General features: G+C 64.3%; 20 protein-coding genes. 15 read left to right on the forward strand and 5 right to left on the reverse strand.

Features of this window, described 5'->3' with window-relative positions:
* Positions 1-161 precede the first annotated feature (161 nt).
* From ehuR to HNO52_RS15815, 4 genes are read left to right on the forward strand one after another with little or no spacing between them, the layout of a single operon-like run.
* On the forward strand, positions 162-1,568 hold the full coding sequence (gene ehuR, locus HNO52_RS15800) for a MocR-like ectoine utilization transcription factor EhuR (protein ID WP_197566198.1): 1,407 nt from the start codon (positions 162-164) through the stop codon (positions 1,566-1,568).
* Positions 1,569-1,608: 40 nt separating this feature from the next.
* Complete coding sequence (locus tag HNO52_RS15805) at positions 1,609-1,881, forward strand: Rossmann-fold NAD(P)-binding domain-containing protein (protein ID WP_332107640.1); 273 nt, start codon at positions 1,609-1,611, stop codon at positions 1,879-1,881.
* On the forward strand, positions 1,881-2,264 hold the full coding sequence (locus HNO52_RS15810; protein WP_232090337.1) for an aminotransferase-like domain-containing protein: 384 nt from the start codon (positions 1,881-1,883) through the stop codon (positions 2,262-2,264). Before HNO52_RS15805 ends, HNO52_RS15810 begins: the two co-directional genes overlap by 1 nt.
* Before the next feature lie 40 nt (positions 2,265-2,304).
* Positions 2,305-3,240 carry a 2-hydroxyacid dehydrogenase gene (locus tag HNO52_RS15815; protein ID WP_197566199.1) on the forward strand — a complete coding sequence of 312 codons (936 nt, stop codon included), beginning with the start codon at positions 2,305-2,307 and terminating at the stop codon, positions 3,238-3,240.
* Between the two features lie 112 nt (positions 3,241-3,352).
* Here HNO52_RS15815 and HNO52_RS15820 read toward each other — a convergent pair whose 3' ends face one another.
* The 3 genes from HNO52_RS15820 to HNO52_RS15830 form a co-directional block, all read right to left on the reverse strand.
* Positions 3,353-4,090: an SDR family oxidoreductase gene (locus HNO52_RS15820; protein ID WP_197566200.1), complete on the reverse strand. Its 738-nt coding sequence runs from the start codon at positions 4,088-4,090 to the stop codon at positions 3,353-3,355.
* A 57-nt stretch (positions 4,091-4,147) separates the two neighbouring features.
* Positions 4,148-5,266, reverse strand: a complete 1,119-nt coding sequence (locus HNO52_RS15825) for an alkene reductase (RefSeq protein ID WP_197566201.1) — start codon at positions 5,264-5,266, stop codon at positions 4,148-4,150.
* Between the two features lie 228 nt (positions 5,267-5,494).
* Positions 5,495-7,492, reverse strand: a complete 1,998-nt coding sequence (locus HNO52_RS15830) for a methyl-accepting chemotaxis protein (protein WP_232090339.1) — start codon at positions 7,490-7,492, stop codon at positions 5,495-5,497.
* 354 nt (positions 7,493-7,846) lie between these two features.
* Between HNO52_RS15830 and HNO52_RS15835 the strand changes: the two genes are divergently transcribed.
* The 11 genes from HNO52_RS15835 to HNO52_RS15885 all read left to right on the forward strand — a co-directional run bounded on the left by HNO52_RS15835 (position 7,847) and on the right by HNO52_RS15885 (position 19,819).
* On the forward strand, positions 7,847-8,536 hold the full coding sequence (locus HNO52_RS15835) for a hypothetical protein (protein ID WP_197566202.1): 690 nt from the start codon (positions 7,847-7,849) through the stop codon (positions 8,534-8,536).
* Positions 8,537-8,631: 95 nt separating this feature from the next.
* The gene (locus HNO52_RS15840) at positions 8,632-9,558 is read left to right on the forward strand and encodes a LysO family transporter (RefSeq protein WP_197569266.1); all 927 of its coding nucleotides are present in this window, start codon (positions 8,632-8,634) and stop codon (positions 9,556-9,558) included.
* A gap of 179 nt (positions 9,559-9,737) precedes the next feature.
* Positions 9,738-11,003 carry an ABC transporter substrate-binding protein gene (locus HNO52_RS15845; RefSeq protein ID WP_197566203.1) on the forward strand — a complete coding sequence of 422 codons (1,266 nt, stop codon included), beginning with the start codon at positions 9,738-9,740 and terminating at the stop codon, positions 11,001-11,003.
* Positions 11,004-11,017: 14 nt separating this feature from the next.
* Entirely contained in the window at positions 11,018-11,995 is a 978-nt protein-coding gene (locus HNO52_RS15850) for a carbohydrate ABC transporter permease (RefSeq protein WP_197566204.1), read from the forward strand.
* Complete coding sequence (locus HNO52_RS15855) at positions 11,995-12,837, forward strand: carbohydrate ABC transporter permease (RefSeq protein WP_197566205.1); 843 nt, start codon at positions 11,995-11,997, stop codon at positions 12,835-12,837. The genes HNO52_RS15850 and HNO52_RS15855 overlap by 1 nt, the downstream gene beginning before the upstream one ends.
* A 72-nt stretch (positions 12,838-12,909) precedes the next feature.
* Positions 12,910-14,520 (forward strand): alpha-glucosidase, encoded by a 1,611-nt coding sequence (locus tag HNO52_RS15860; RefSeq protein WP_197566206.1) that lies wholly within the window; start codon positions 12,910-12,912, stop codon positions 14,518-14,520.
* A 50-nt stretch (positions 14,521-14,570) separates the two neighbouring features.
* The gene (locus tag HNO52_RS15865) at positions 14,571-15,677 is read left to right on the forward strand and encodes an ABC transporter ATP-binding protein (RefSeq protein WP_197566207.1); all 1,107 of its coding nucleotides are present in this window, start codon (positions 14,571-14,573) and stop codon (positions 15,675-15,677) included.
* A gap of 95 nt (positions 15,678-15,772) precedes the next feature.
* The gene (locus HNO52_RS15870; RefSeq protein ID WP_197566208.1) at positions 15,773-16,828 is read left to right on the forward strand and encodes a LacI family DNA-binding transcriptional regulator; all 1,056 of its coding nucleotides are present in this window, start codon (positions 15,773-15,775) and stop codon (positions 16,826-16,828) included.
* Positions 16,829-16,919: 91 nt separating this feature from the next.
* Positions 16,920-18,344 (forward strand): ATP-binding protein, encoded by a 1,425-nt coding sequence (locus HNO52_RS15875; protein WP_197566209.1) that lies wholly within the window; start codon positions 16,920-16,922, stop codon positions 18,342-18,344.
* 12 nt (positions 18,345-18,356) lie between these two features.
* Positions 18,357-19,076 carry a response regulator gene (locus HNO52_RS15880; RefSeq protein ID WP_197566210.1) on the forward strand — a complete coding sequence of 240 codons (720 nt, stop codon included), beginning with the start codon at positions 18,357-18,359 and terminating at the stop codon, positions 19,074-19,076.
* Positions 19,077-19,162: 86 nt separating this feature from the next.
* A complete protein-coding gene (locus HNO52_RS15885; protein ID WP_197566211.1) occupies positions 19,163-19,819 on the forward strand; it encodes a hypothetical protein in 657 nt (218 codons plus the stop codon).
* A gap of 78 nt (positions 19,820-19,897) precedes the next feature.
* On the opposite strand, the gene HNO52_RS15890 is transcribed toward HNO52_RS15885, so the two are convergent.
* Together HNO52_RS15890 and HNO52_RS15895 are read right to left on the reverse strand one after the other, a co-directional pair.
* The gene (locus HNO52_RS15890) at positions 19,898-20,332 is read right to left on the reverse strand and encodes a type 2 periplasmic-binding domain-containing protein (RefSeq protein WP_197566212.1); all 435 of its coding nucleotides are present in this window, start codon (positions 20,330-20,332) and stop codon (positions 19,898-19,900) included.
* A gap of 32 nt (positions 20,333-20,364) precedes the next feature.
* Complete coding sequence (locus HNO52_RS15895; protein WP_197566213.1) at positions 20,365-20,550, reverse strand: hypothetical protein; 186 nt, start codon at positions 20,548-20,550, stop codon at positions 20,365-20,367.
* Positions 20,551-20,827: the final 277 nt, after the last annotated feature.

The raw sequence follows: 20,827 nt of genomic DNA on the forward strand, positions 1-20,827 counted from the left end.
AGGGCCGGGCCAAAGGGTAGTCGGCCGTTGGGTCTGGAAAGGGATCTTCGCCAGAAATTGTCATGATTCATGCAAGTCAAAAGCATGACAATACCAAGCCAATACCGCTAAGCTGATAGTAGCACCCACCCTTGGCAGGCGGTCAAAGGCTTTATTGAATCATGACAATTGATCTAACCCCGTACCTGACGGATACGGGGCCCAAGTACCTGGCTATCGCTCGCGCCCTTTCGGAAGCGGTGCGTCAGGGCGAGCTTTCGCCCGGTACGCGACTACCGCCACACCGACAGCTCGCCGAAAGTCTCGGCGTCAGTGTGCAGACCGTGTCGCGGGCCTACGCCCAAGCCGAGAAAATGGGGCTAGTGCAGGCCCGAGTCGGCAGCGGTACCTGGATCAACGCGCTGGACGATGCTCGCGAATCGGCCTACCTGCGTGGCCACGAAGCGCGTCAGGAAAGTCCACTCATCGACCTGTCGATCGCCCACCCCGTATGTCCCCCGGGCCATCACCTGCGCTTTCGCCAGGCCCTCGCGGAGCTGGCCGAGCAGGCCAGCCCCGAGGTGATCACTGCCTGCCGGCCGATTGCCGGACTCGTTCATCAGCGTGAACGCGCCAGCGCCTGGCTACAGTCACGCCTGCACGTACCCGGCGAGTTGGATGACCGGATCCTCTGCAACGGTGCCGCCCACGGCCTGATGCTGGCGATTTCGAGCGTGGTCCAGCATGGCGACCTGGTGTTGACCGAGGCATTGACCGATCACGGCCTGATCGCGCTGTCCCGCACGCTGGGCTTCCAGCTGCGCGGTATTGCCATCGATCACGAAGGCATCGTGCCCGAAGCCCTGGAGCTGGCTTGCCATCGCTTCAAGCCACGGGCGCTCTACCTGACACCGACCCAACTCAACCCTACCGGAGCGACGATGAGCGAGGCACGTCGCGATGCGGTAGCCGAGGTGCTGGCACGCCATCGGGTGTGGTTGATCGAGGACGACGTGCACGCCTTGCTGGAAGCGCCGGGCTTCACGCCGGTGGCGGCGCGCATCCCGCAACAGAGCTTTCACGTTACCAGTCTGACCAAGGTGACCGTGCCGGGCCTGCGCGCCGGCTACCTCACCGTACCACGCGGTCAGTTGCATCATGTCCTACCGCGCATGCGCGCCACCACCTGGATGGCCACCTCGCTGATGTTCGAGATCGCCGACCGCTGGTTGGCCGACGGCACCGTCGAGGCCATGGCCGCCGAACAGCGCACCCTGCTCGGCGAACGTCAGTTGCTCACCCAGAGGCTGCTGGGGCACCACGCCCTGGAGTCCCGCCCCACCAGCCTGCACGTGTGGATCACGTTGCCCGACGCTTGGCGCGCCGAAGAACTGCAGCAGCAGGCTGAGCAGGAGGGACTGGCCATCACCACCGCGGTGCCGTTCATGGTGGAGCAGACGCCGCCGCCGCGGCGCATTCGCGTTAGTCTCGGTGCCGAACAGGATATCGCCCGCCTCGAGGAGGGGCTCAAGCGCCTGGGCTTGCTACTCGACGAAGCACCGCCGCCGATGATGCAGATCGTCTACTGATACGCTTAACATTGAATACAGCCAACGGGAGAAAACGGCTATGCGCATACTGCTGCACAACGATGACATCGAGGCTTGGCGCGACGCGCTGACCGAGCGCCTGCCCGACGCCGAGATCGTCACTGCCGACGATCCCGCCGAGCAGCGCCGCGACGCCGATTACCTGGCGGTGTGGAAGCCGCCCGCGGCACTGTTGCGCGAGCAGAGCCGCGCCCGCGGCATCATCAATCTGGGCGCCGGCGTCGACGCCCTGCTGAACAACCCCGCTCGCCCCGAGGGCGTGCCCATCGTCAAGCTGCGCGATGCCGGCTGATGTTCGAGATCGCCGACCGCTGGTTGGCCGACGGCACCGTCGAGGCCATGGCCGCCGAACAGCGCACCCTGCTCGGCGAACGTCAGTTGCTCACCCAGAGGCTGCTGGGGCACCACGCCCTGGAGTCCCGCCCCACCAGCCTGCACGTGTGGATCACGTTGCCCGACGCTTGGCGCGCCGAAGAACTGCAGCAGCAGGCTGAGCAGGAGGGACTGGCCATCACCACCGCGGTGCCGTTCATGGTGGAGCAGACGCCGCCGCCGCGGCGCATTCGCGTTAGTCTCGGTGCCGAACAGGATATCGCCCGCCTCGAGGAGGGGCTCAAGCGCCTGGGCTTGCTACTCGACGAAGCACCGCCGCCGATGATGCAGATCGTCTACTGATACGCTTAACATTGAATACAGCCAACGGGAGAAAACGGCTATGCGCATACTGCTGCACAACGATGACATCGAGGCTTGGCGCGACGCGCTGACCGAGCGCCTGCCCGACGCCGAGATCGTCACTGCCGACGATCCCGCCGAGCAGCGCCGCGACGCCGATTACCTGGCGGTGTGGAAGCCGCCCGCGGCACTGTTGCGCGAGCAGAGCCGCGCCCGCGGCATCATCAATCTGGGCGCCGGCGTCGACGCCCTGCTGAACAACCCCGCTCGCCCCGAGGGCGTGCCCATCGTCAAGCTGCGCGATGCCGGCATGAGCGAACTGATCGGCGACTACGTGCGCTACGGCGTACTGCATTTCCAGCGTGATTTCGACCGCTATCGGCATCAGCAGGCTCGTCACGAATGGCGCGAGCACACCCTCGTGGACAAGCGTGACTGGCCGGTGGGCGTGCTGGGCCTCGGTGCCATCGGCGCCAAGGTGGCCGCCATGGTCGCCGCCGACGGCTTCCCCGTGCACGGTTGGAGCCGCTCACCCAAGTCGCTCGACGACATCACCTGCCACCATGGCGACGCCGGCCTTGCCGAGCTGCTCGGCCGGGTGCGCACTCTGGTACTGCTGCTGCCGGGCACCAGCGCGACCCGTCATATCATCGATGCCGAGGCGCTCGCCAAGCTGCCCGAGGGCGCCAGTCTGATCAACCCCGGCCGCGGCAGCCTGATCGACGAGTCGGCACTGCTCGAGGCGCTGGGTGACGACGAGCAGGAAGGCCGCCTGCGTGGCGCTCTGCTCGACGCCTTCCCCGACGAGCCGCTGCCCGAATCGAGTCCACTTTGGGCGCATCCGCGCATCTGGGTGACCCCGCACATGGCCGGCCCTACGCCGCTGACAGAAGCCGTCGAACAGGTAGTCGAGGCGATCCACGCCTTCGAAGCAGGTGACGAACTCGAGACCGTCGACCCCGAGGCGGGCTATTGAATAGCATCGTCAAAGCCTGGTGAATGACTAATGAATCCGACGCCATGCCCCCTCCTTGGAGGAGGCATGGTCATTGATCTAACGTGAACGGGGAAATTCTCTGCGAGAGCCATCAGAGGGGCTGCTTGGTAGGACGAATAATTATCTCATTCACGTCCACGTCGGCCGGCTGCTCGATCGCAAAGGCAATGGCGCGAGCGACAGCGTCAGCATCGATCGCCAGCTCATAGAGTTCGTTCACCCCCTGAGCGGTTTCGACGTCAGTTATGGTGGTGGTCAATTCGGTAGCCACCGCTCCTGGCGAGATGTTGGTAGAGCGAATTTCATCGCCGCCTTCCTGACGAACACCCTCACTGAGCGCCTTGACCGCATACTTGGTGGCGCAGTAGACGGCCGCCGAAGGAAAGACCACATGGCCGGCTACGGAGGAAAGGTTGATGATATGGCCCGCGTGCTGCTCACGCATCGTTGGCCAGACCGCGGCAATGCCGTACAGCACCCCCTTGATATTGACGTCTATCATCTGCTCCCATTCATCTACCTTGAGTTGATCGAGCGGCGATAAAGGCATTAGACCGGCATTATTGACAAGCACATCGATACGGCCATATTCCCGCTTCGCCGCATCGGCCAACCCATCAACTTGGGCCCGGTCGGTCACGTCGGTGATTCGGTAGATGGCTTCGCCGCCCTGCTCCACGATGGCATCGCACAGGGCCTTAAGCCGCTGTTCGCGACGGGCGCCGAGAACCAGTTTCGCACCTGCCTTGGCCAAACGATGGGCGGTGGCTTCGCCAAGGCCGCTGCTGGCTCCGGTAATGATGACGACTTTCTCTTGGATATTGGACATCGAGTTCTCCACTGGAAAAGTATGTCGACACTGGGCCATTGCCGGTGGCAATGGGGATCAGGTCGGCTGATGCTCGGCCAACGTCGGGTAGTCTGTATAACCGCGCTCGTCACCTCCATAGAAGGTGGTGTCGTCCCATTCGTTGAGGGCCGCCTGGCGGCGGAAGCGCTCAGGAAGGTCCGGATTGGCAATAAAGGGTCGTCCGAAACTGACCAGGTCGGCTTGGCCGTTATCGATGCGTTGGCCTGCCTCGTCAGCGTTATAGGCACCGTTGCCGATATAGGTACGTGAAAAGCCGGTACGGATCGCGTCTATCACCGATTCAGGGCGGCCCGACTCGTGATTGCCCTGAAAGGAATCTTCCACCACTTCGAGAAAGGCGATTCCGCGCTCATCGAGCGCCCTTGCGAAGGCGCCGAAGGTTTCTCGAGGGTTGTCATCTTGCATGGCATTGAAGCTTCCAGTAGGGCTCACCCTCACCCCGACGCGCTCAGTGCCCCAAACCTCGGCGACCGCCTCGACGACCTCCAAGGGGAGACGCATGCGGTTCTCCAGCGAGCCACCATAGGCATCGGTACGCTGATTGCTCCCGCTCTTGAGAAACTGGTCGAGCAGATAGCCGTTGGCGGCATGCACTTCGACACCGTCAAAGCCGGCACGCTTGGCGTTTTCGGCCCCCTGACGATACTGTTCGATGACATCGGGCAGCTCCTCGGTTTCCAGCGCTCTTGGCGTGGGGATGTCCACCATGCCCGAGTCGGTGCTGATATAGGTCTTGGCTCCCTTAGGGCGCAACGCCGAGGGGGCCACCGGCAATTGGCCGTTGGGCTGCAGTTCAGGGTGAGAGATCCGGCCGACATGCCACAGTTGCAGGAAGATACGTCCGCCGGCATCGTGCACCGCGTCCGTGACTTTCCCCCAGCCCTCGACCTGAGCCTCGGAATGGATACCGGGCGTAAAGGCATAACCCTTGCCCTGTGGCGATACCTGCGTGGCTTCGGCAATGATCAGCCCGGCACCAGCCCGCTGTCGGTAGTACTCAGCATTAATGTCATTGGGCACATCGCCGGGCTGGCTCGCCCGCGATCGCGTCAAGGGCGCCATCACCACCCGATTGGGCAGGGTCAAATCGCCGAGTGTATAGGACTGGAAAAGAGCGCCGTCGCGTTGGGTCATGCAACTCTCCTTGTCAGATGGCCTGCGTGAACAAACGGGACCTGTCGAAGCCTTCCAAGGCTTGTCACTTCCAAGTCCTGACGTGAAGTATGGCGTCCTTCACGAATCGTGCAATGATCGCTCTCAGAGGTCGCCTTGTCCCCCTGCGCCAGGTGAGGCCGACTCGATAGCACGAAAGAATGCGGCGAGCCAGGGTCCGCCGCGTCATCGTCATGCCCTCGTCGTACGTCACGCCGGCTGCGGCAGTCGCCTGACCTCCCGACCACCGAACACGGGCACGGCCGTGAGTTCGATCAGGTCGTGCTGCCCGTGGCTGTCGCTCACGCGGAAGCGCGCAATCAACCTGGCCATCTCGCCAGCCTGGTCGTCCAGCGAGCGGCTGGCTGTCGCCACCTGCTCGACCAGCGCCGCGTTCTGCTGCGTGGTAGCTTCCAGCTGGGCCACGGCCTGGTTGATCTGCTCGATGCCCGTCGACTGCTCTCCGCTGGCAGAGGAGATCTCCGCCACCAGGTCAGCGACCCGCCGCACGCCTTGGGAGATCGCCGTCAGCGCCTCGAAGGTCTGGCCCACCAGCCCGTTACCTGCTTCCACGCGCTGGGTGGTGTCACCGATCAGCCGACGAATGCGCTCGGCCTCTTCGGCGCTACGGCTGGCCAGCTTGCGTACTTCACCGGCCACCACGGCGAAGCCGCGCCCGTGTTCACCGGCTCGCGCCGCCTCCACCGAGGCATTGAGCGCCAGCAGGTTGGTCTGGAAGGCGATGCCGTCGATGGCCTCGACAATATCCGTGACCTGACGGTTGGCCTCGAAGATCTGCTGCATGGCCTGACGCGCCTCCTCGGCGACCCGACTGGCCTGCTCCGCCTGTGCCACGGCTTGCTCGCTCATGGTACTGGCCTGGCGTGCATGATCGGCCGATTGGCGTACGGTGGAGGTCATCTGCTCCATGCTGGTGGCGGTTTCCACCAGCGAGGCGGACTGCTCCTCGGTGCGGCTCGCCAGGTCCTCGTTGCCCTGGGCGATCTCGCCACTGGCCGAACCGACGCCGCGCGCGCCCTGCTGTATCGAGGCCACCAGCGCCTCCATGCTGGCGGTGGAAGCATTGAAGGCGCGGTAGAGCTGGGAGAGCTCATCGCTGCCGGGCTCCACCAGGCGCTGGGTAAGGTCACCGCCCCGCGCCTCGATCTGGGCTAGCGCGAGACGCAACGGCCTCACCATGCTGCGCACCAACGCAATGGAGAGCACAACGGCCGCCAGTATGGCTAATGCCGCCAGCCCGGCAAAGGTCGCCAGTCCCAGGCGAGCCTCAGCCGCCAGCGCAGCGGCACGCTCCTGCACGTCACCGGCCATGGCGAGCTCGACGCCGCGCAAACGTTCGATCTTGCCGGTCTGGGCTTCGAACCAGCGCTCAGGTCGGATGCCGTAGCCACCGTCGATCCCCTGGTGCATGGCGATCTGGCGCATCATGTACAGGCCGCTGTTCGCCTCGTGCTCCGTGGTAGCGGTACGGTAGTTCGTCACGATGTCCGGACTCGCCAGGACGGTGAAGCTCTCCTCGAACGCCTGCTCCTCACCCAACAGGCGCAGGAAGCGATAATAGACGTCCGGCGACATGCGGTTGGCGGCGAAGGCGCTGGCCAGCAGCGCCCGCTCGATGCCGGCGCTCTCCTTGATTTCCAGCAGAGCGTAGTAGGCACCCAGGCTGCGGGACAGCTCCCCAGCGCTGCCAAGGGTACTCAACCTACCCACCACCGCGGCCAGGCGCGAATTGATCTCGGTGTAGTAGTCGAGCGCCTCCAAGCCGTTAATCTCCAGCGCATCGACCTTGCGACGCATGCCGGCGATCTCGTCCAGCAGCGCCCTGATCTCCTGCTGACGCTGCCCGATGCTGTCGTCGCGACTGGCATCGAGCCCGACCCGAACGTCACGATAGACGATGAGTTGCTCATCGACCCGCTCGCGCTGAGCTGTAAGGCGATTGCCGAAGTTCTCACCACGGCTACCGAGGAAGCCAACCGAGAGTCCACGCTCGACCTGCAGTTCGTGCATCAGACCGCCCAGCTCCGCCGACAGCCCGGTGAAGCGGTCGACCTGTTGCATGTCGCTGGCCAGCCGCTGACGCTCCATGATGCCGCTGCCGGCCAGCCAGACGATGATGCAGAGGGGAAATGCCAGTGCCAGCATGAACTTGCGTGACACTGGAATACGGTGGAGAAAGTTTTTCATGTTCATTTTTCCTGCCGAGCTCAGGTGATATCGGAGTGTCGTGACATGGCTGGCGTGGCTGTGCCGTTGTTGTTGTGATATCCGTCGGCCTTGAGGCGAATGTGTTGTATCGCGCTTCTCCTTTTACGACCACGCGCGGCAAAGCTTGAGCTCGCCCCTTCGGCTTCTGCCCTATCTTTGATCGATGTCACGCTTTCGTCCGTTACGCCCCCCTCGACCCGCGATAGCGTTGCCGTGACTGCGGCAATCTGTTGATTCAGCCTGCCGCAACCGAGGAATAATCGTGCAGCGTGGAACCCACCGGGTCCGCCGGGTTCACAGCTACTGTCGCCTTTCAGCCAAGCGGTGCCCGACATGAACCGATCCCTGCGAGCGCTTGCCCGCCTCCCCCTCTTCCTCATGCTGCTGGCTGGGATCCCCGGCACGACCGTGGCAGCCGTGCCGGGGTCTGAAGCCCTCATGCAGCCTTTCAGCGCCAGTTATCGTCTAGAGGTGAAGGGCTGGCCCAACGCCACCATCGAGCATCGGTTGACCCGGGAGAGCGGCCACTGGCAGAGCCGCATGCAGGCCGCCATCTCCGTGGCCCGCGGCAACGAGCGCAGCCGCTTCATCGTCACGCCGGAAGGCGTGCGCTCGGTGAACTATTCGAGCGCCTATTCACTGCTGGGGGTGGGCGATAACTACCGACTGGGCGGCAACGAGCTGGCCAGCCTGCCCGACCGTCAGGCGGCCCTGGTCGAACTCTCGCGACGTGCGCTGAATGGCGGCTGCGAGAATGACGCCTGCCGTCTGGTCTATCAGGATCATCGCGGCCGCGAGGAGGTCCTCGACTATCGGCTGCTGGGAGTGGAGACGCTTAGCCTGCCCGCCGGTGAGTTCGAGGCGGTCAGAGTCGAGGTGAACGACCCGGAAACACCCGAGAAGACAATGCTGTTCCATTTTCATCCCCGCTACCCCGGCTTGCTGCTGGCGGTGGACTACCGCCGCGACGGCGAACGCAGGAGTCGTCTCACGCTCACCTCGCTGACAACCGAGGCGCCTTGAACTCTTCCAGAGACACCTCCCGGGCGCACCGAGCCAAAGCCTGGTAGAGTTGGCGGCTTTCGCCGCCATGGGCGGCTTCGGTGAAGGGAATCACAATGCTGTCGGGGCTTTTGATCGTGCTGCTGCCGCTGGTGCTGGGCTATCTGGTGCCGGTACGCCATTCGGGCGCCATGGCCGGCATCAACCACGGCGTCAACGCCTCGGTCTACGTCATCCTGCTGCTGATGGGCATTGGCTTGGCAGGCCTCGATGAACTCGGCCGCGAGCTGTCGCGCATGGGCGTCCAGGCCCTCAAGCTGTTCGCGGTGATCTCCGCCTGCAACCTGCTCGCGCTATGGTGGCTGTCGCGCCGGCTGAGCCTGCGCATGGGGCCTTCACCGGTGGTGGCGAATGCCCCCACGACCAAGCTCGCCGCACTGCTCGGCTCGCTGTCGCTGGTGGCTGTGGTAGCGGGCGGCGTGCTGCTTGGCCTAGCGCTTGCCTGGTTGGGTGGTGACGTCGTCTTCCGGCATGCCGAGCAGTGGGCCGAATGGGTACTCTACCTGCTGCTGGCGCTGATCGGCTGCCAGCTGCGCAACTCGGGCATGCCGCTGCGCCAGATACTGCTCAACCGACACGGCCTGGCCATTGCCACGGTACTGGCGGTCAGCTCGCTGATCGGCGGATTGCTCGCCGCCCCCCTGCTCACGCTACGCTGGAACGAGGGCCTGGCTCTGGCATCCGGTTTCGGCTGGTATTCGCTCTCGGCAATCCTGATCGGCGATCAGCTCGGCCCGCTGTTCGGCGGCGTGGCCTTCTTCAACGACCTCACCCGCGAACTGCTGGCCTTCATCCTGATTCCCCTGACCATCTACCGCCATGCCCCGCTGGCTATCGGCTACGGCGGCGCCACCTCGATGGACTTCACCCTGCCGGTGATCCAGCAGCACGGCGGCGTGGCCTGCGTACCCATCGCCGTGGTCAGCGGTTTCATTCTTTCGCTGTTGTCGCCGCCGCTGATCCTGTTCTTCCTATCGCTGTAAGACCCAGCCAATGCCTCGGCTATGCGCACGACATGTTCGGCCTTGCACGCCTTAGCCAAAAGTCTAGGTTGATCTCGAAACGAAGAAACGGCTAACTGAGCGCCGTACCGACTTAATCGTTTAAGTTGCTACTCGTTCTCTTCAGGTCTCGATAACAACAAGCCGACAAGGATTTCCCAATGTTCAAGAAGTCGTTGATCCCGACTCTCGTCGTCGCCGGAGCCGCCAGCCTCGGACATGCCCAGGCAGCCGACCTGACCATCTCCTGCGGCGCGGTGGGCGCCGAGCTCCAGCTCTGCCAACAAGGCGTTCAGGCGTGGGAGGAGAAGACCGGCCACAGCGTCGACGTCGTCTCGACGCCCAACTCCTCCACCGAACGATTGTCGCTCTATCAGCAGATCCTCTCCGCCAACTCCACTGACATCGACGTCATGCAGATCGACGTGGTGTGGCCGGGCCTGCTCGCCAATCATCTGCTCGATCTGCGCGAAGTATTGGGTGACGATGCCGGCGCAGGCCACTTCCCGGCCATCGTCGAGAACAACACCATCGACGATCGCCTGGTGGCCATACCCTGGTTCACCGATGCCGGGGTGCTCTACTACCGTGCCGACCTGCTCGAGCAGTATGGCCACGAGGTACCCGAGACCTGGGAAGAGCTCACCGAGATCGCCCGCGAGATTCAGGATGCCGAACGCGAGGCGGGCAACGACCGCATGCACGGCTTCGTGTTCCAGGGTCGTGCCTACGAGGGGCTGACCTGCAACGCCCTGGAGTGGGTGGCGAGCCACGGTGGCGGCACCATCGTCGATAGCGAAGGCGAGATCACCATCGACAACCCGCAGGCGGCCGCGGCACTCGACCGGGCCGCCTCCTGGATTGGCGAGATCGCCCCCGATGGAGTGCTCAACTACACCGAAGAAGAGGCACGCGGCGTGTTTCAGGGCGGTAACGCCGTGTTCATGCGCAACTGGCCTTACGCCTGGGCGCTGGCCCAGAGCGAAGGCAGCGAAGTACGCGGCAAGGTGGGCGTGACGCAACTGCCCTACAGCGGCGAGAGCAGCAGCGCCGCCACGCTGGGCGGTTGGAACCTGGCGGTATCGCGCTACAGCGAGAACGCCGAGCTCGCCGCCGAGCTGGTGGCCTTCCTCACCAGCGAGGACGAGCAGAAGCGACGCGCCATCGAAGGCGCCTACAACCCGACCCTCGAGTCGCTCTACCAGGACGACGAGGTACTCGAGGCCGTGCCCTTCTTCGGCGAACTCTACGAGACCTTCGTCAACGCCGTGGCACGCCCATCGGCCCCCACCGGCGACGCCTACGGCCGGGTCAGCAACGCCTTCTTCAGCGCCACCCACGACGTGCTCTCGGGCAACCGGAGCGGTGAACAGGCGGTCAGCGACCTCGACCGCGAACTGGCTCGCATCAAGCGCCGCAACTGGTAACCCCGGAGCCCGAGATGTCGACCCCCGTGACCGAAAGCGCGCCGATTCCGGCGCGCCCCCTGCCAGCCCATTACCGCAGCACCAAGGTGCGTCGCCAGCGGGTGCGTGCCGCCTGGTACTTTCTGACACCAATGCTGGTGACGCTGAGCATGGTGGCCGGCTGGCCGCTGCTGCGCACACTCTACTTCAGCTTCACCGACGCCTCGCTGTCGGACATGGGCGACCCGCTGTTCATCGGCCTGGAGAACTACCTGGTCTATGACAATGGCCGTTGGTTCGGCGTACTGGCCGACCCCACATGGTGGCAGGCTGTGTGGAATACCGCCTACTTCTCGGTGGTCTCGGTGTCGCTGGAGGTGGTGTTCGGCGTCATCGTGGCTCTGATCCTCAACGCCGAGTTCAAGGGCCGTACCCTGGTACGCGCCGCGGTACTGATTCCCTGGGCGATTCCCACCATCGTCTCGGCTCAGATGTGGGCGTGGATGCTCAACGACCAGTTCGGCATCATCAACCATCTGCTGATGACGTTCGGCATCATCGCGAGTCCCATCGCCTGGACCGCCGATGCCAGCTACTCCATGTGGGCTGTGATCATGGTCGACGTGTGGAAGACCACACCGTTCGTCGCCCTGCTGGTGCTGGCCGCGCTGCAGATGCTGCCCAAGGACTGCTATGAAGCCGCCGAGGTCGACGGCATTCATCCCGTCAGGGTGTTCTTCAAGGTCACCCTGCCGTTGATTACCCCGGCACTAATGGTCGCGGTGATCTTCCGCCTGCTCGATGCACTGCGCGTGTTCGACGTCATCTACGTATTGACCTCAAATTCCACCAGCACCATGTCGATGTCGGTCTACGCCCGTCAGCAACTGGTGGAGTTCCAGGACGTAGGCTACGGCAGCGCCGCCTCGACCTTGCTGTTCCTGATCATCGCCCTGGCGACCGTTGCCTACCTCTATCTGGGCCGCAAGCAACTGCAACTGGGAGGTGAGTGATGAATTCCCGCCAACTCTCCAAGCTCACCGCTCGCCTCGGCTTCTGGCTATTGGTGGCATTCGTCGTGGTCGTCGCGGTGTTCCCGTTCTACTACGCCATCAAGACCTCTTTTACCCCGTCGAGCGAGCTGTTCCGGGTCGAGCTGTGGCCGACGCAGGCAACGCTTGCCAACTACCTGCAGATCTTCTCACAGCGCAGCTTTCTGCAGGCGATCTTCAACTCGGTCGTGGTCGCCACCAGCGTGGTGTTCATCGCCCTGCTGCTTGGCATTACCGCCTCCTACGCCCTGGGCCGGGTGCGCTTTCGTGGCCGCACCATGGTGCTGCTGGTGATCCTCGGCGTCTCCATGTTCCCGCAGGTGGCGGTGCTGTCGGGGCTGTTCGAGGTGATCCGCGCACTCAATCTCTACAACAACCCCGGTGGGCTGATCCTGAGCTATACCATCTTCACCCTGCCCTTCACCGTATGGGTGCTGACCACTTTCATGCGCCAGCTGCCGATGGAACTCGAGGAGGCCGCAATCATGGATGGCGCCACGCCGTGGGTCACCATCACCAAGGTATTCCTGCCGCTGATGTGGCCGGCAATGGCGACAACCGGACTGCTCGCCTTCATCGCCGCCTGGAACGAATTCCTCTTCGCCCTGACTTTCACCCTGACCGACAGCCAGCGCACGGTGCCGGTGGCCATCGCCCTGCTCTCCGGTGGTAGCGCCTACGAGCTGCCCTGGGGGCCGATCATGGCCGCCTCGGTGGTGGTCACGGTGCCGCTCGTGGTGCTGGTGATCATCTTCCAGCGCCGCATTGTCTCAGGGCTGACGGCCGGTGCAGTGAAGGGTTGAACCCGATGCGAACGCGGCTGCGGCCTCGCACTCGCTGAAACGCTTCGATCGCAGTTTGAACAAGGGATTCTCATGCAAGACAACACTTTCTGGTGGCGCGGCGGCGTCATCTACCAGATCTACCCGCGCAGCTTCATGGACAGCAGCGGGGACGGCGTCGGCGACCTGCTGGGCGTTACCGAGCGCCTCGACTACGTCGCTTCGCTGGGCGTGGACGGTATCTGGCTGTCGCCTTTCTTTACCTCACCGATGCGCGACTTCGGCTATGACATCAGCGATTACCGCGACGTCGACCCGCTGTTCGGCACTCTCGATGATTTCAAGACGCTGCTGGGTCGTGCCCACGCACTCGGCCTCAAGGTAATCATCGACCAGGTGATCAGCCACACCTCGGACCAGCACCCCTGGTTTCAGGAGAGCCGCATGAACCGCGGCAACCCGCGGGCCGATTGGTACGTGTGGGCCGACCCCAACCCGGACGGCACGCCACCCAACAACTGGCTGTCGATCTTCGGTGGGCCGGCCTGGACCTTCGACAGCCGGCGCCAGCAGTACTACCTGCACAACTTCCTGTCGAGCCAGCCGGACCTCAACTTTCACAACCCCGAGGTGCGCACCGCCCAGCTCGACAACATGCGCTTCTGGCTGGAGCTGGGGGTCGACGGCTTCCGCCTCGACACGGTCAACTTCTATTTCCACGACCAGCACCTGCGCAGTAATCCGGCACTGACCATCGACGCTACGCGCACCCTGGGTGCACCCAAGGAGAACCCCTACACCTGGCAGCGTCATGTGTACGATATCAGCCGGCCCGAGAACGTCGAGTTCCTGCGCGAACTGCGCAGACTGATGGATGAGTACCCCGGTACCACCACGGTGGGGGAGATCGGCGACGACACCCCCCTCGAGCGCATGGCCGAATACACGTCCGGTGGCGACAAGCTGCACATGGCCTATACCTTCGACCTGCTCAACTCACCGCGCTCGCCTGAGTACATTCGTGGCGTGCTGCAGCGTTTCCAGCAGTTCGCCGGCGATGCCTGGCCGTGCTGGGCGCTGTCCAACCACGACGTGGTGCGCAGCGCCACTCGCTGGGGCAGCGAGGAGTGCGCCTTCGCCTATCCTCGGGTGGCGCTGGCCCTGCTGTTCTCGCTGCGCGGCAGCGTCTGCCTCTATCAGGGCGAGGAACTCGGCCTGCCCGAGGCCGACGTTCCCTTCGAGCGCATCCAGGACCCCTACGGCCTGCCGCTGTGGCCCGACTTCAAGGGCCGCGACGGCTGCCGCACGCCGATGCCCTGGGACGATACGCCGCTGGCCGGCTTCTCGTCCATCGAGCCCTGGCTGCCGGTGGCCGAACCGCATCTGCGGCTGTCGGTGGATCGCCAGCAGGACGACTCCGAGTCGATGCTCAATGCCACCCGCCGCCTACTGCGCTTCCGCAACCAGCACCCGGCACTGTTCGATGGCGACATGACCCTGATCGAGCTGGGCGAAGCGCTGGTCGCCTTCACCCGTCAGCGGGGCAGCGACAAACTGCTGTGCGTCTTCAACCTCACCGGACAACCCCAGACCGCCGTATTGCCCGAAGCGCGCGAAGCGCTGCAGCAACACGGTTTCCAATACGAGGTCAGCGGCGGCACGCTGCATTTGCCACCCTATCAAGCGGCCTTTTTTCGTCTCTAGGGTAGTTCCGTACAACAACGACCGGCCGCGAACGGCCGAGGATGGGTCAAATGGCAAGCGTCACCCTCGACAGAATCAACAAGGTCTTCGGCAGCACCCATATCATCAAGGACGTGGACCTGGCGATCGGCGCAGGCGAGTTCGTGGTCTTCGTCGGTCCCTCGGGCTGCGGCAAGTCCACCCTGCTGCGCCTGATTGCCGGGCTGGAGTCGATCAGCGACGGCGAACTCTCCATCGGCGAACAGGTGGTCAATGAGCTGCCGCCGAGGGAGCGCGGCGTGGGCATGGTGTTCCAGTCCTACGCCCTCTACCCCCACATGACGGTGTACGAGAACGTGGCCTTCGGCCTCAAGCTGGCCAAGACCGCCAAGGAGACCGTGCACGAGCGCGTCATGGCGACGGCTCGCATCCTGCAGCTCGAAGAACTGCTTGAGCGCAAGCCCAAGGCGCTCTCCGGGGGCCAGCGGCAGCGCGTCGCCATGGGCCGTGCCATGGCCCGCGAGCCGCGCATCCTGCTGTTCGACGAGCCGCTCTCCAACCTCGATGCCTCGTTGCGGGTGCAGATGCGCAACGAGATCGCCCGCCTGCACAAGCGGCTCGGCTCGACCATGGTCTACGTCACTCACGACCAGGTCGAGGCAATGACGCTGGCGGACAAGATCGTGGTGCTCAATGGCGGTCGCGTGGAACAGGTCGGCAGCCCCCAGGAGCTCTACCAGCGCCCCGCGACCAAGTTCGTTGCCGGCTTCATCGGCTCACCGACGATGAACTTCCTGCCCGCCCGGCTGCTCGGCTCCGATGCCAGCGGCTGTCGTGTCGATGCCGCGGGGCTGGCCGAACTGGTCCTGCCCCAGGACGCCTCGGGCCATGCCCAGGGAGATGACCTGACGCTGGGTATTCGCCCCGAGCACCTGCGCTTGACCGAAGCCCAGGGCAACGAGGGCTTCGAGATCGTCAACGTCGAGTACCTGGGCAACGAGGTATACGTCTATCTCGAACCCAAGCAGGGCGACACCCTGTTGATCCAGCGCAGCGAAGCTCCCTCCCAGTGGTCGATCGGACAGCGTGTGGCGCTGGATCCCGACCCCGAGCACGTCCATCTGTTCGATGGCAACGACCGCGCGCTGCCGGCCAAGGCGACACGTGCCGCGGCCTGAAGCCACGTCAGCGTCGTAAAAACAGGCGGCGGGACTGTCCCGGCCACGTCCGGGACGGTATCCTTGAGAGCGTACTCATTAGCAGGAAAATAAAAGTGTCGCCACCGGCCCGCCGCATCACCCTCAAGGATCTGGCTCGCGAGCTCGGCGTCTCCACTGCCACCGTGTCCAACGCCTTCAATCGGCCGGACCAGCTCTCGCCCAAACTGCGCGAACGCATCCTCGCCGAGGCCAAGCGACTGGGCTATCGTGGCCCCGACGCCAAGGCCCGCAGCCTGCGTACCGGACGCTCGCGCATCATTGCGGTGATTCTGGCCGAAAGCCTCACCTACAGCCTCAACGACGCCGTCTCCAGCGAGTTCCTCTCGGGCGTTGCCGAGGTGCTAGATACCCAGGGACATACCCTACTGCTGCTCTCCGCACGCCAGGCCAAGTGTCAGATAGTCGACTCGGCGAGCATGGCCGACGGTTTCATCGTCTACGGTCTGATGCCCTCCGACGAGTTGTTCGACTCACTTCCGCTCAACGCCTCGTTGGTGGCGGTCGACTTCAACGTGTCGGGCCACCCTTCGGTGCACGTCAACAATGAACCGGCCTGCTTCGAGATCGCCGATCGCGCATTGACGATCTCGCCTCGCCAGCGCCCGGCCATCATCAACCTGCGTCTCACGCGCGAGCCCTGCAACGGTCGCATCGACCCCGACTACGCCCTGCTTCCGCCCGAGCGCACCATCACCCGTTCACGCCTTTCCGGCTACCATCGCGCTCTGGCCAAGCATGGCTTTGCCGCCGAGCGGGTGCCGATGTGGAACGTGGAGGAGAATACCTTCGAGGTGTGCGCTCCGGTGATCGAGGAAATCCTCGACCAGCCCGACGGTGAACGCCCCGACCTGCTGCTGTGCATGTCCGACCGCACCGCCCTGACCGCCCTGACCCTGGCCGAGAGACGCGGCCTGCGCATCCCCGAGGATATCAGTCTGATCGGCTTCGACGGCATCGCCGAGGGGCAGTTCCGGGCACCGCGCCTGACCACGGTGCGCCAGGAGAGCGGCGAGAAGGGCCGCCTGGCGGCGCGCATGATCCTGGGTCTGGAGCCCGCTCATTCTCGCCTGCTGGATACCCAGTTGATTCCCGGCGAAACCTGCCCCTGAGTCGATGCTTGCACATTGCTTGCACGCTTCGTGACCATTGACTGCATCGCCTTGCGCGATGCTGTGCGGGTCCACCACAGGAGCCGACTCGATGAGGTTTCGCTTCCCCCGCCCGCCTTTCTCCCACTTGGGCATCAAGCTGTTCGTCATCATTCTGTCGGTCAATGTGTTGATCGCCGGGCTGGTGTTTTTGGCAGTGTCGCGAAGCCTCGATCGTGGCTTCCTCGAATATCTCGAGACAACCCAGGCCAACCGCGCCGAGACGTTGGCCGAAGGCCTGGGGCAGGAGTGGGCGCGCCGCGACGGCTGGCAGTGGTTGCGCGATTCGCCGCCGGCCTGGGAGCGCCTGGTGCGCCAGCAGCTGTGGCCCGGCGAACGGCCGCCCCACGGCATCGAGCGCCGCCTGGGCGATGCCCGTGACTTCGTGCTGCACGATGCCGAAGGCCTGCCGGTAATCGGCCTGCCCCCGGACGATGGCGAAAGGGCCGCGGAACTGCACTGGCTGCCCATCGAGTACCAGGGTCAGCGGGTCGGCACCCTCGGCTATCGTCCGCCACAGCAGTTGATGGCGCGCATGGATCGCATCTTTCTGTCTCGCCAGCAGCGCAACCTGGGCATCATCGTCGCCGCCCTGGGCCTGGCCTCGCTGCTGCTGGCCGGAGGCCTGGCCTGGTGGCTAGGACGACGCACGCGCAGCATGGCACTCGCCACGCGCAGCCTGATCGAAGGCGACTACAGCGCCAGGCTGCCGGAGCGCGGCCGCGATGAGCTGTCGCGCCTGGCGCGCGACTTCAACATCCTGGCGGCCACCCTGGAAGCCAGCCGTGAGGCGCGCAGCCGCTGGGTTTCCGACATTGCTCACGAGCTACGCACACCGCTGGCGGTGCTGCGTGGCGAGATCGAAGCCATGCAGGACGGCATCCGTCCGCTCGACGAAGACAACCTGCGTTCGTTGTCGCAGGAAGTGGGCCAGCTCGAGCGGCTGGTGGCCGACCTGCGCCTGCTTTCGCAGAGCGATGACGGGGCGCTCGAAGTCCAACTGGCGCCGCTCGACCTGGCGGCGAGCCTCACCTCACGTCTCGAGGAAGCCCGGGGCTGGCTCGACGATTGCGGCATGGCCCTGTCCACCTCGATCGACGGGCCGGCCTGGATCCGTGGCTATGCCCCGCGTCTGCGCCAGTTATGGACCAACCTGCTCGACAACAGCTGCGCCTACTCTTCCTCACCTGGGCTGCTCGAGGTCCGCCTGGTGCAGGAGTCGAACCGAGTGCGCGTGGTCTGGCAAGACAGCCCGCCGGGGGTGCCTGAAACCGCACTCGGCCGTCTCACCGAGCGGCTCTACCGGGTCGAGGGCTCGCGCAGCCGTGCCAGCGGCGGCAGCGGCCTGGGTCTCTCCATTGTCAGTGCCTTGGTCAAGAGCCACGGCGGTACCATGCGGGCCTCCCCCTCCCCCCTGGGTGGGTTATGCTGGACTCTCGAGTTTCCAGCTCTGGATGCCGAAGAACGGACCCCATGAGGAAAGGCGCCCATGCAAGATTCCGACACCCCACGTGACACCCTGCTGATCGTCGAGGACGAACCCAAGATCGCGCGCCTGGTCGCCGACTATCTGGAGGGCAGCGGCTTCGCCACCCAGCATATCGACCACGGCGATCAGGTTCTGCCCTGGCTGCAGAAGCAGCACGTCGACGAGCAGTTGCCGGCGCTGGTACTGCTCGACCTGATGCTGCCCGGCATCGACGGGCTCACTCTGTGCCGGGAGATTCGCCAGCGCTGGCCCGACGTAGCGATCATCATGCTCACCGCACGGGTCGAGGAAGTGGACCGCCTGCTGGGCCTGGAGCTTGGTGCCGACGACTACATCTGCAAGCCGTTCAGCCCGCGTGAGGTCGTTGCCCGGGTCAAGGCGGTATTGCGGCGCAGCCAGGCGCTGCGTGACCCCGCTTCGGTCAACGGCAGCCAGCTCGCACTCGACGATGAGGGCTGGCGGGCGCTGGCCGATGGCCAGGATCTGGGACTCACCGCTGTGGAATACCAGCTTCTCAAGGTGATGATGCAGTCGCCTGGGCGGATATTCACCCGCGACCAGTTGATGGATCGCATGTACCGCGACCACCGCATCGTCTCCGAGCGTACCGTCGATAGCCACGTCAAGAAGCTCAGGCGCAAGATCAGTGACGTCTGGCCCGAGCGCGAAATCATCCGCTCGGTTTACGGCGTCGGCTACAAGTACCAGCCCGAAGAGTGAACCTTGCTTCTTTCACGATTGCTGCAAGTTGGTTGCACAGGGGAGTACGACACTGCAAGCATCAACCCAAGCCAAGGAGTGCCCCCATGCGTCGTAACACTACCCGCAATCTGCTGATTCCCGCCCTGCTCGCCGCTGCCATCGCACCCATGGCGCTGACGGCCGTCGCGTTTCCCGGCAAGAGCGACGGAAGCTGGCATGAACAGCACCAGGAGCGCTTCGAAGAGCGCCGCCAAGCCATGTTCGAGCGCGCCGGCCTCGACGAGGAGACCCGCAGCGCCCTGGAAGAAGCCCACGACGAGCATTACCAGGCCATGCGCGAACTGCACGAGCAGCACCGCGAGCGCATGGATGAGATCCTCGACGAAGAGCAGCGTGAAGCCCTACGCGAGGCCAAGCGCGAAATGCGTCAGGAAATGCACGGTGAACGCCGCGATGAACGCCGCCAGGACATGCAGGAGCGTCTGACCACCTTGGTCGACAGTTGGGGGCTCTCCGACGAGGAACGCGAGCGGCTCACCGAGCTGCGTGAATCCCTGTACGCCGACATGCAGGAACTGCGCGACCATCAGTTCGACTCCCGAGAGGAGCGCCGCGAGGCGTGGCAGTCGCTGCACGACGAGCATCGGGAGGCCCTCGGCGAGGTATTGACCGACGAGCAGCTCGCCGTCCTCGAGGCCTTCATGCAGCCCCGTCACGCCAAGGGGCACGGCGGGCATCACAGCGCACCTCATCGCGGTTGATCCGCAACACCTCGTAACGGCATCGGGCCCGGCATTGCGCCGGGCCCGATGCGTTTCGTCGCCACCTTGCCTCACGCCTCAGTTGTCCCCTGGATCGCTAGGAAGGAAGCGCAAGCAGGTATCACGAGCTTGTAGGGCCAGATGAGCGGCCCCCCGGGAGTGAAAGGGCTGTGCTCGTCCTGGCGGAATGAAACGGTGAAGAAGTCCCAGCCGCTCCACACCAGCGCCAGGATGCCGTGATAGAAGAACAGCAGGTAAAGCGCCAACTCTATCCAGGATCGCCTGGAACTCCTCCGGCAGGCTGTCGTGCTTGGTCTTGTTGAAGATGATCTCGAAGGCTTCACAGTCCTGATGATAGCTGCGCAGCATCCAGGTCTTGCTGACGTCGGGGAAGCCGAGCAGACAGTCCGAGGAGGGGTTGTTGAACTCGGCGCCGTCGAGCAGACCGCGGTCCATGGCCGGCACGATGTCACCACCGCCCATGATGGTCACGGCCTCACCGAATTCACGCATCACATCGGCTGCCAGTCCCGCGGTACGGTACTTCAGCCCGCAGGCAGCAGGTTCAGGCGCAGCCGCCCGCCCGACATCTCGTTGACGATGCGCACGTAGTCGGCGGCGAACTCGTGGAAGATGTCCTGGTTGGGCCAGGTGCTCTGGAAGATCAGCGTGGTGGTCTGAGCTACGGCAATGCTGGGAAAGTCCACCGCCGCCACAACACCCGCCCCCACGGCGGCCGCCGAACTGGTAGGAAAACGGCGGCGCGAGGTATCGGTGGACTTGCTGTCGCTGGCGGCCTGCCCTTCGCCCTTGGCCGTGTTCTTGTCTTGAACCGTCGGATTCTCCAGAAAATATTGTCGTTGTACTTCTGGCAGCCCCGACCGGCACCGGCCGATCTCGAAGTCATACCGATGCCTCCCTGCCAGTACTGGCTCAGCGTGTTCCCTTCCCTTAGGGTGCCGTCGCTTATATCAGGCATAGCTGGGGTAACCGCAGGCGCAAGCATCG

This window comes from Halomonas sp. MCCC 1A13316 (genome assembly GCF_014931605.1).
Classification (GTDB): Bacteria; Pseudomonadota; Gammaproteobacteria; order Pseudomonadales; family Halomonadaceae; genus Halomonas.

Excerpts from the sequence above, each read along its gene's own strand:
- HNO52_RS15850 (WP_197566204.1), top strand. The coding sequence starts at position 11,018 with ATGTCGACCCCCGTGACCGAAAGCGCGCCGATTCCGGCGCGCCCCCTG.
- HNO52_RS15865 (WP_197566207.1), top strand. The coding sequence starts at position 14,571 with ATGGCAAGCGTCACCCTCGACAGAATCAACAAGGTCTTCGGCAGCACC.
- HNO52_RS15810 (WP_232090337.1), top strand. The coding sequence starts at position 1,881 with ATGTTCGAGATCGCCGACCGCTGGTTGGCCGACGGCACCGTCGAGGCC.
- HNO52_RS15835 (WP_197566202.1), top strand. The coding sequence starts at position 7,847 with ATGAACCGATCCCTGCGAGCGCTTGCCCGCCTCCCCCTCTTCCTCATG.
- HNO52_RS15805 (WP_332107640.1), top strand. The coding sequence starts at position 1,609 with ATGCGCATACTGCTGCACAACGATGACATCGAGGCTTGGCGCGACGCG.
- HNO52_RS15825 (WP_197566201.1), bottom strand. The coding sequence starts at position 5,266 with ATGACCCAACGCGACGGCGCTCTTTTCCAGTCCTATACACTCGGCGAT.
- HNO52_RS15820 (WP_197566200.1), bottom strand. The coding sequence starts at position 4,090 with ATGTCCAATATCCAAGAGAAAGTCGTCATCATTACCGGAGCCAGCAGC.
- HNO52_RS15855 (WP_197566205.1), top strand. The coding sequence starts at position 11,995 with ATGAATTCCCGCCAACTCTCCAAGCTCACCGCTCGCCTCGGCTTCTGG.
- HNO52_RS15860 (WP_197566206.1), top strand. The coding sequence starts at position 12,910 with ATGCAAGACAACACTTTCTGGTGGCGCGGCGGCGTCATCTACCAGATC.
- HNO52_RS15815 (WP_197566199.1), top strand. The coding sequence starts at position 2,305 with ATGCGCATACTGCTGCACAACGATGACATCGAGGCTTGGCGCGACGCG.
- HNO52_RS15845 (WP_197566203.1), top strand. The coding sequence starts at position 9,738 with ATGTTCAAGAAGTCGTTGATCCCGACTCTCGTCGTCGCCGGAGCCGCC.
- HNO52_RS15880 (WP_197566210.1), top strand. The coding sequence starts at position 18,357 with ATGCAAGATTCCGACACCCCACGTGACACCCTGCTGATCGTCGAGGAC.
- ehuR (WP_197566198.1), top strand. The coding sequence starts at position 162 with ATGACAATTGATCTAACCCCGTACCTGACGGATACGGGGCCCAAGTAC.
- HNO52_RS15885 (WP_197566211.1), top strand. The coding sequence starts at position 19,163 with ATGCGTCGTAACACTACCCGCAATCTGCTGATTCCCGCCCTGCTCGCC.
- HNO52_RS15840 (WP_197569266.1), top strand. The coding sequence starts at position 8,632 with ATGCTGTCGGGGCTTTTGATCGTGCTGCTGCCGCTGGTGCTGGGCTAT.
- HNO52_RS15890 (WP_197566212.1), bottom strand. The coding sequence starts at position 20,332 with ATGCGTGAATTCGGTGAGGCCGTGACCATCATGGGCGGTGGTGACATC.
- HNO52_RS15830 (WP_232090339.1), bottom strand. The coding sequence starts at position 7,492 with ATGAAAAACTTTCTCCACCGTATTCCAGTGTCACGCAAGTTCATGCTG.
- HNO52_RS15875 (WP_197566209.1), top strand. The coding sequence starts at position 16,920 with ATGAGGTTTCGCTTCCCCCGCCCGCCTTTCTCCCACTTGGGCATCAAG.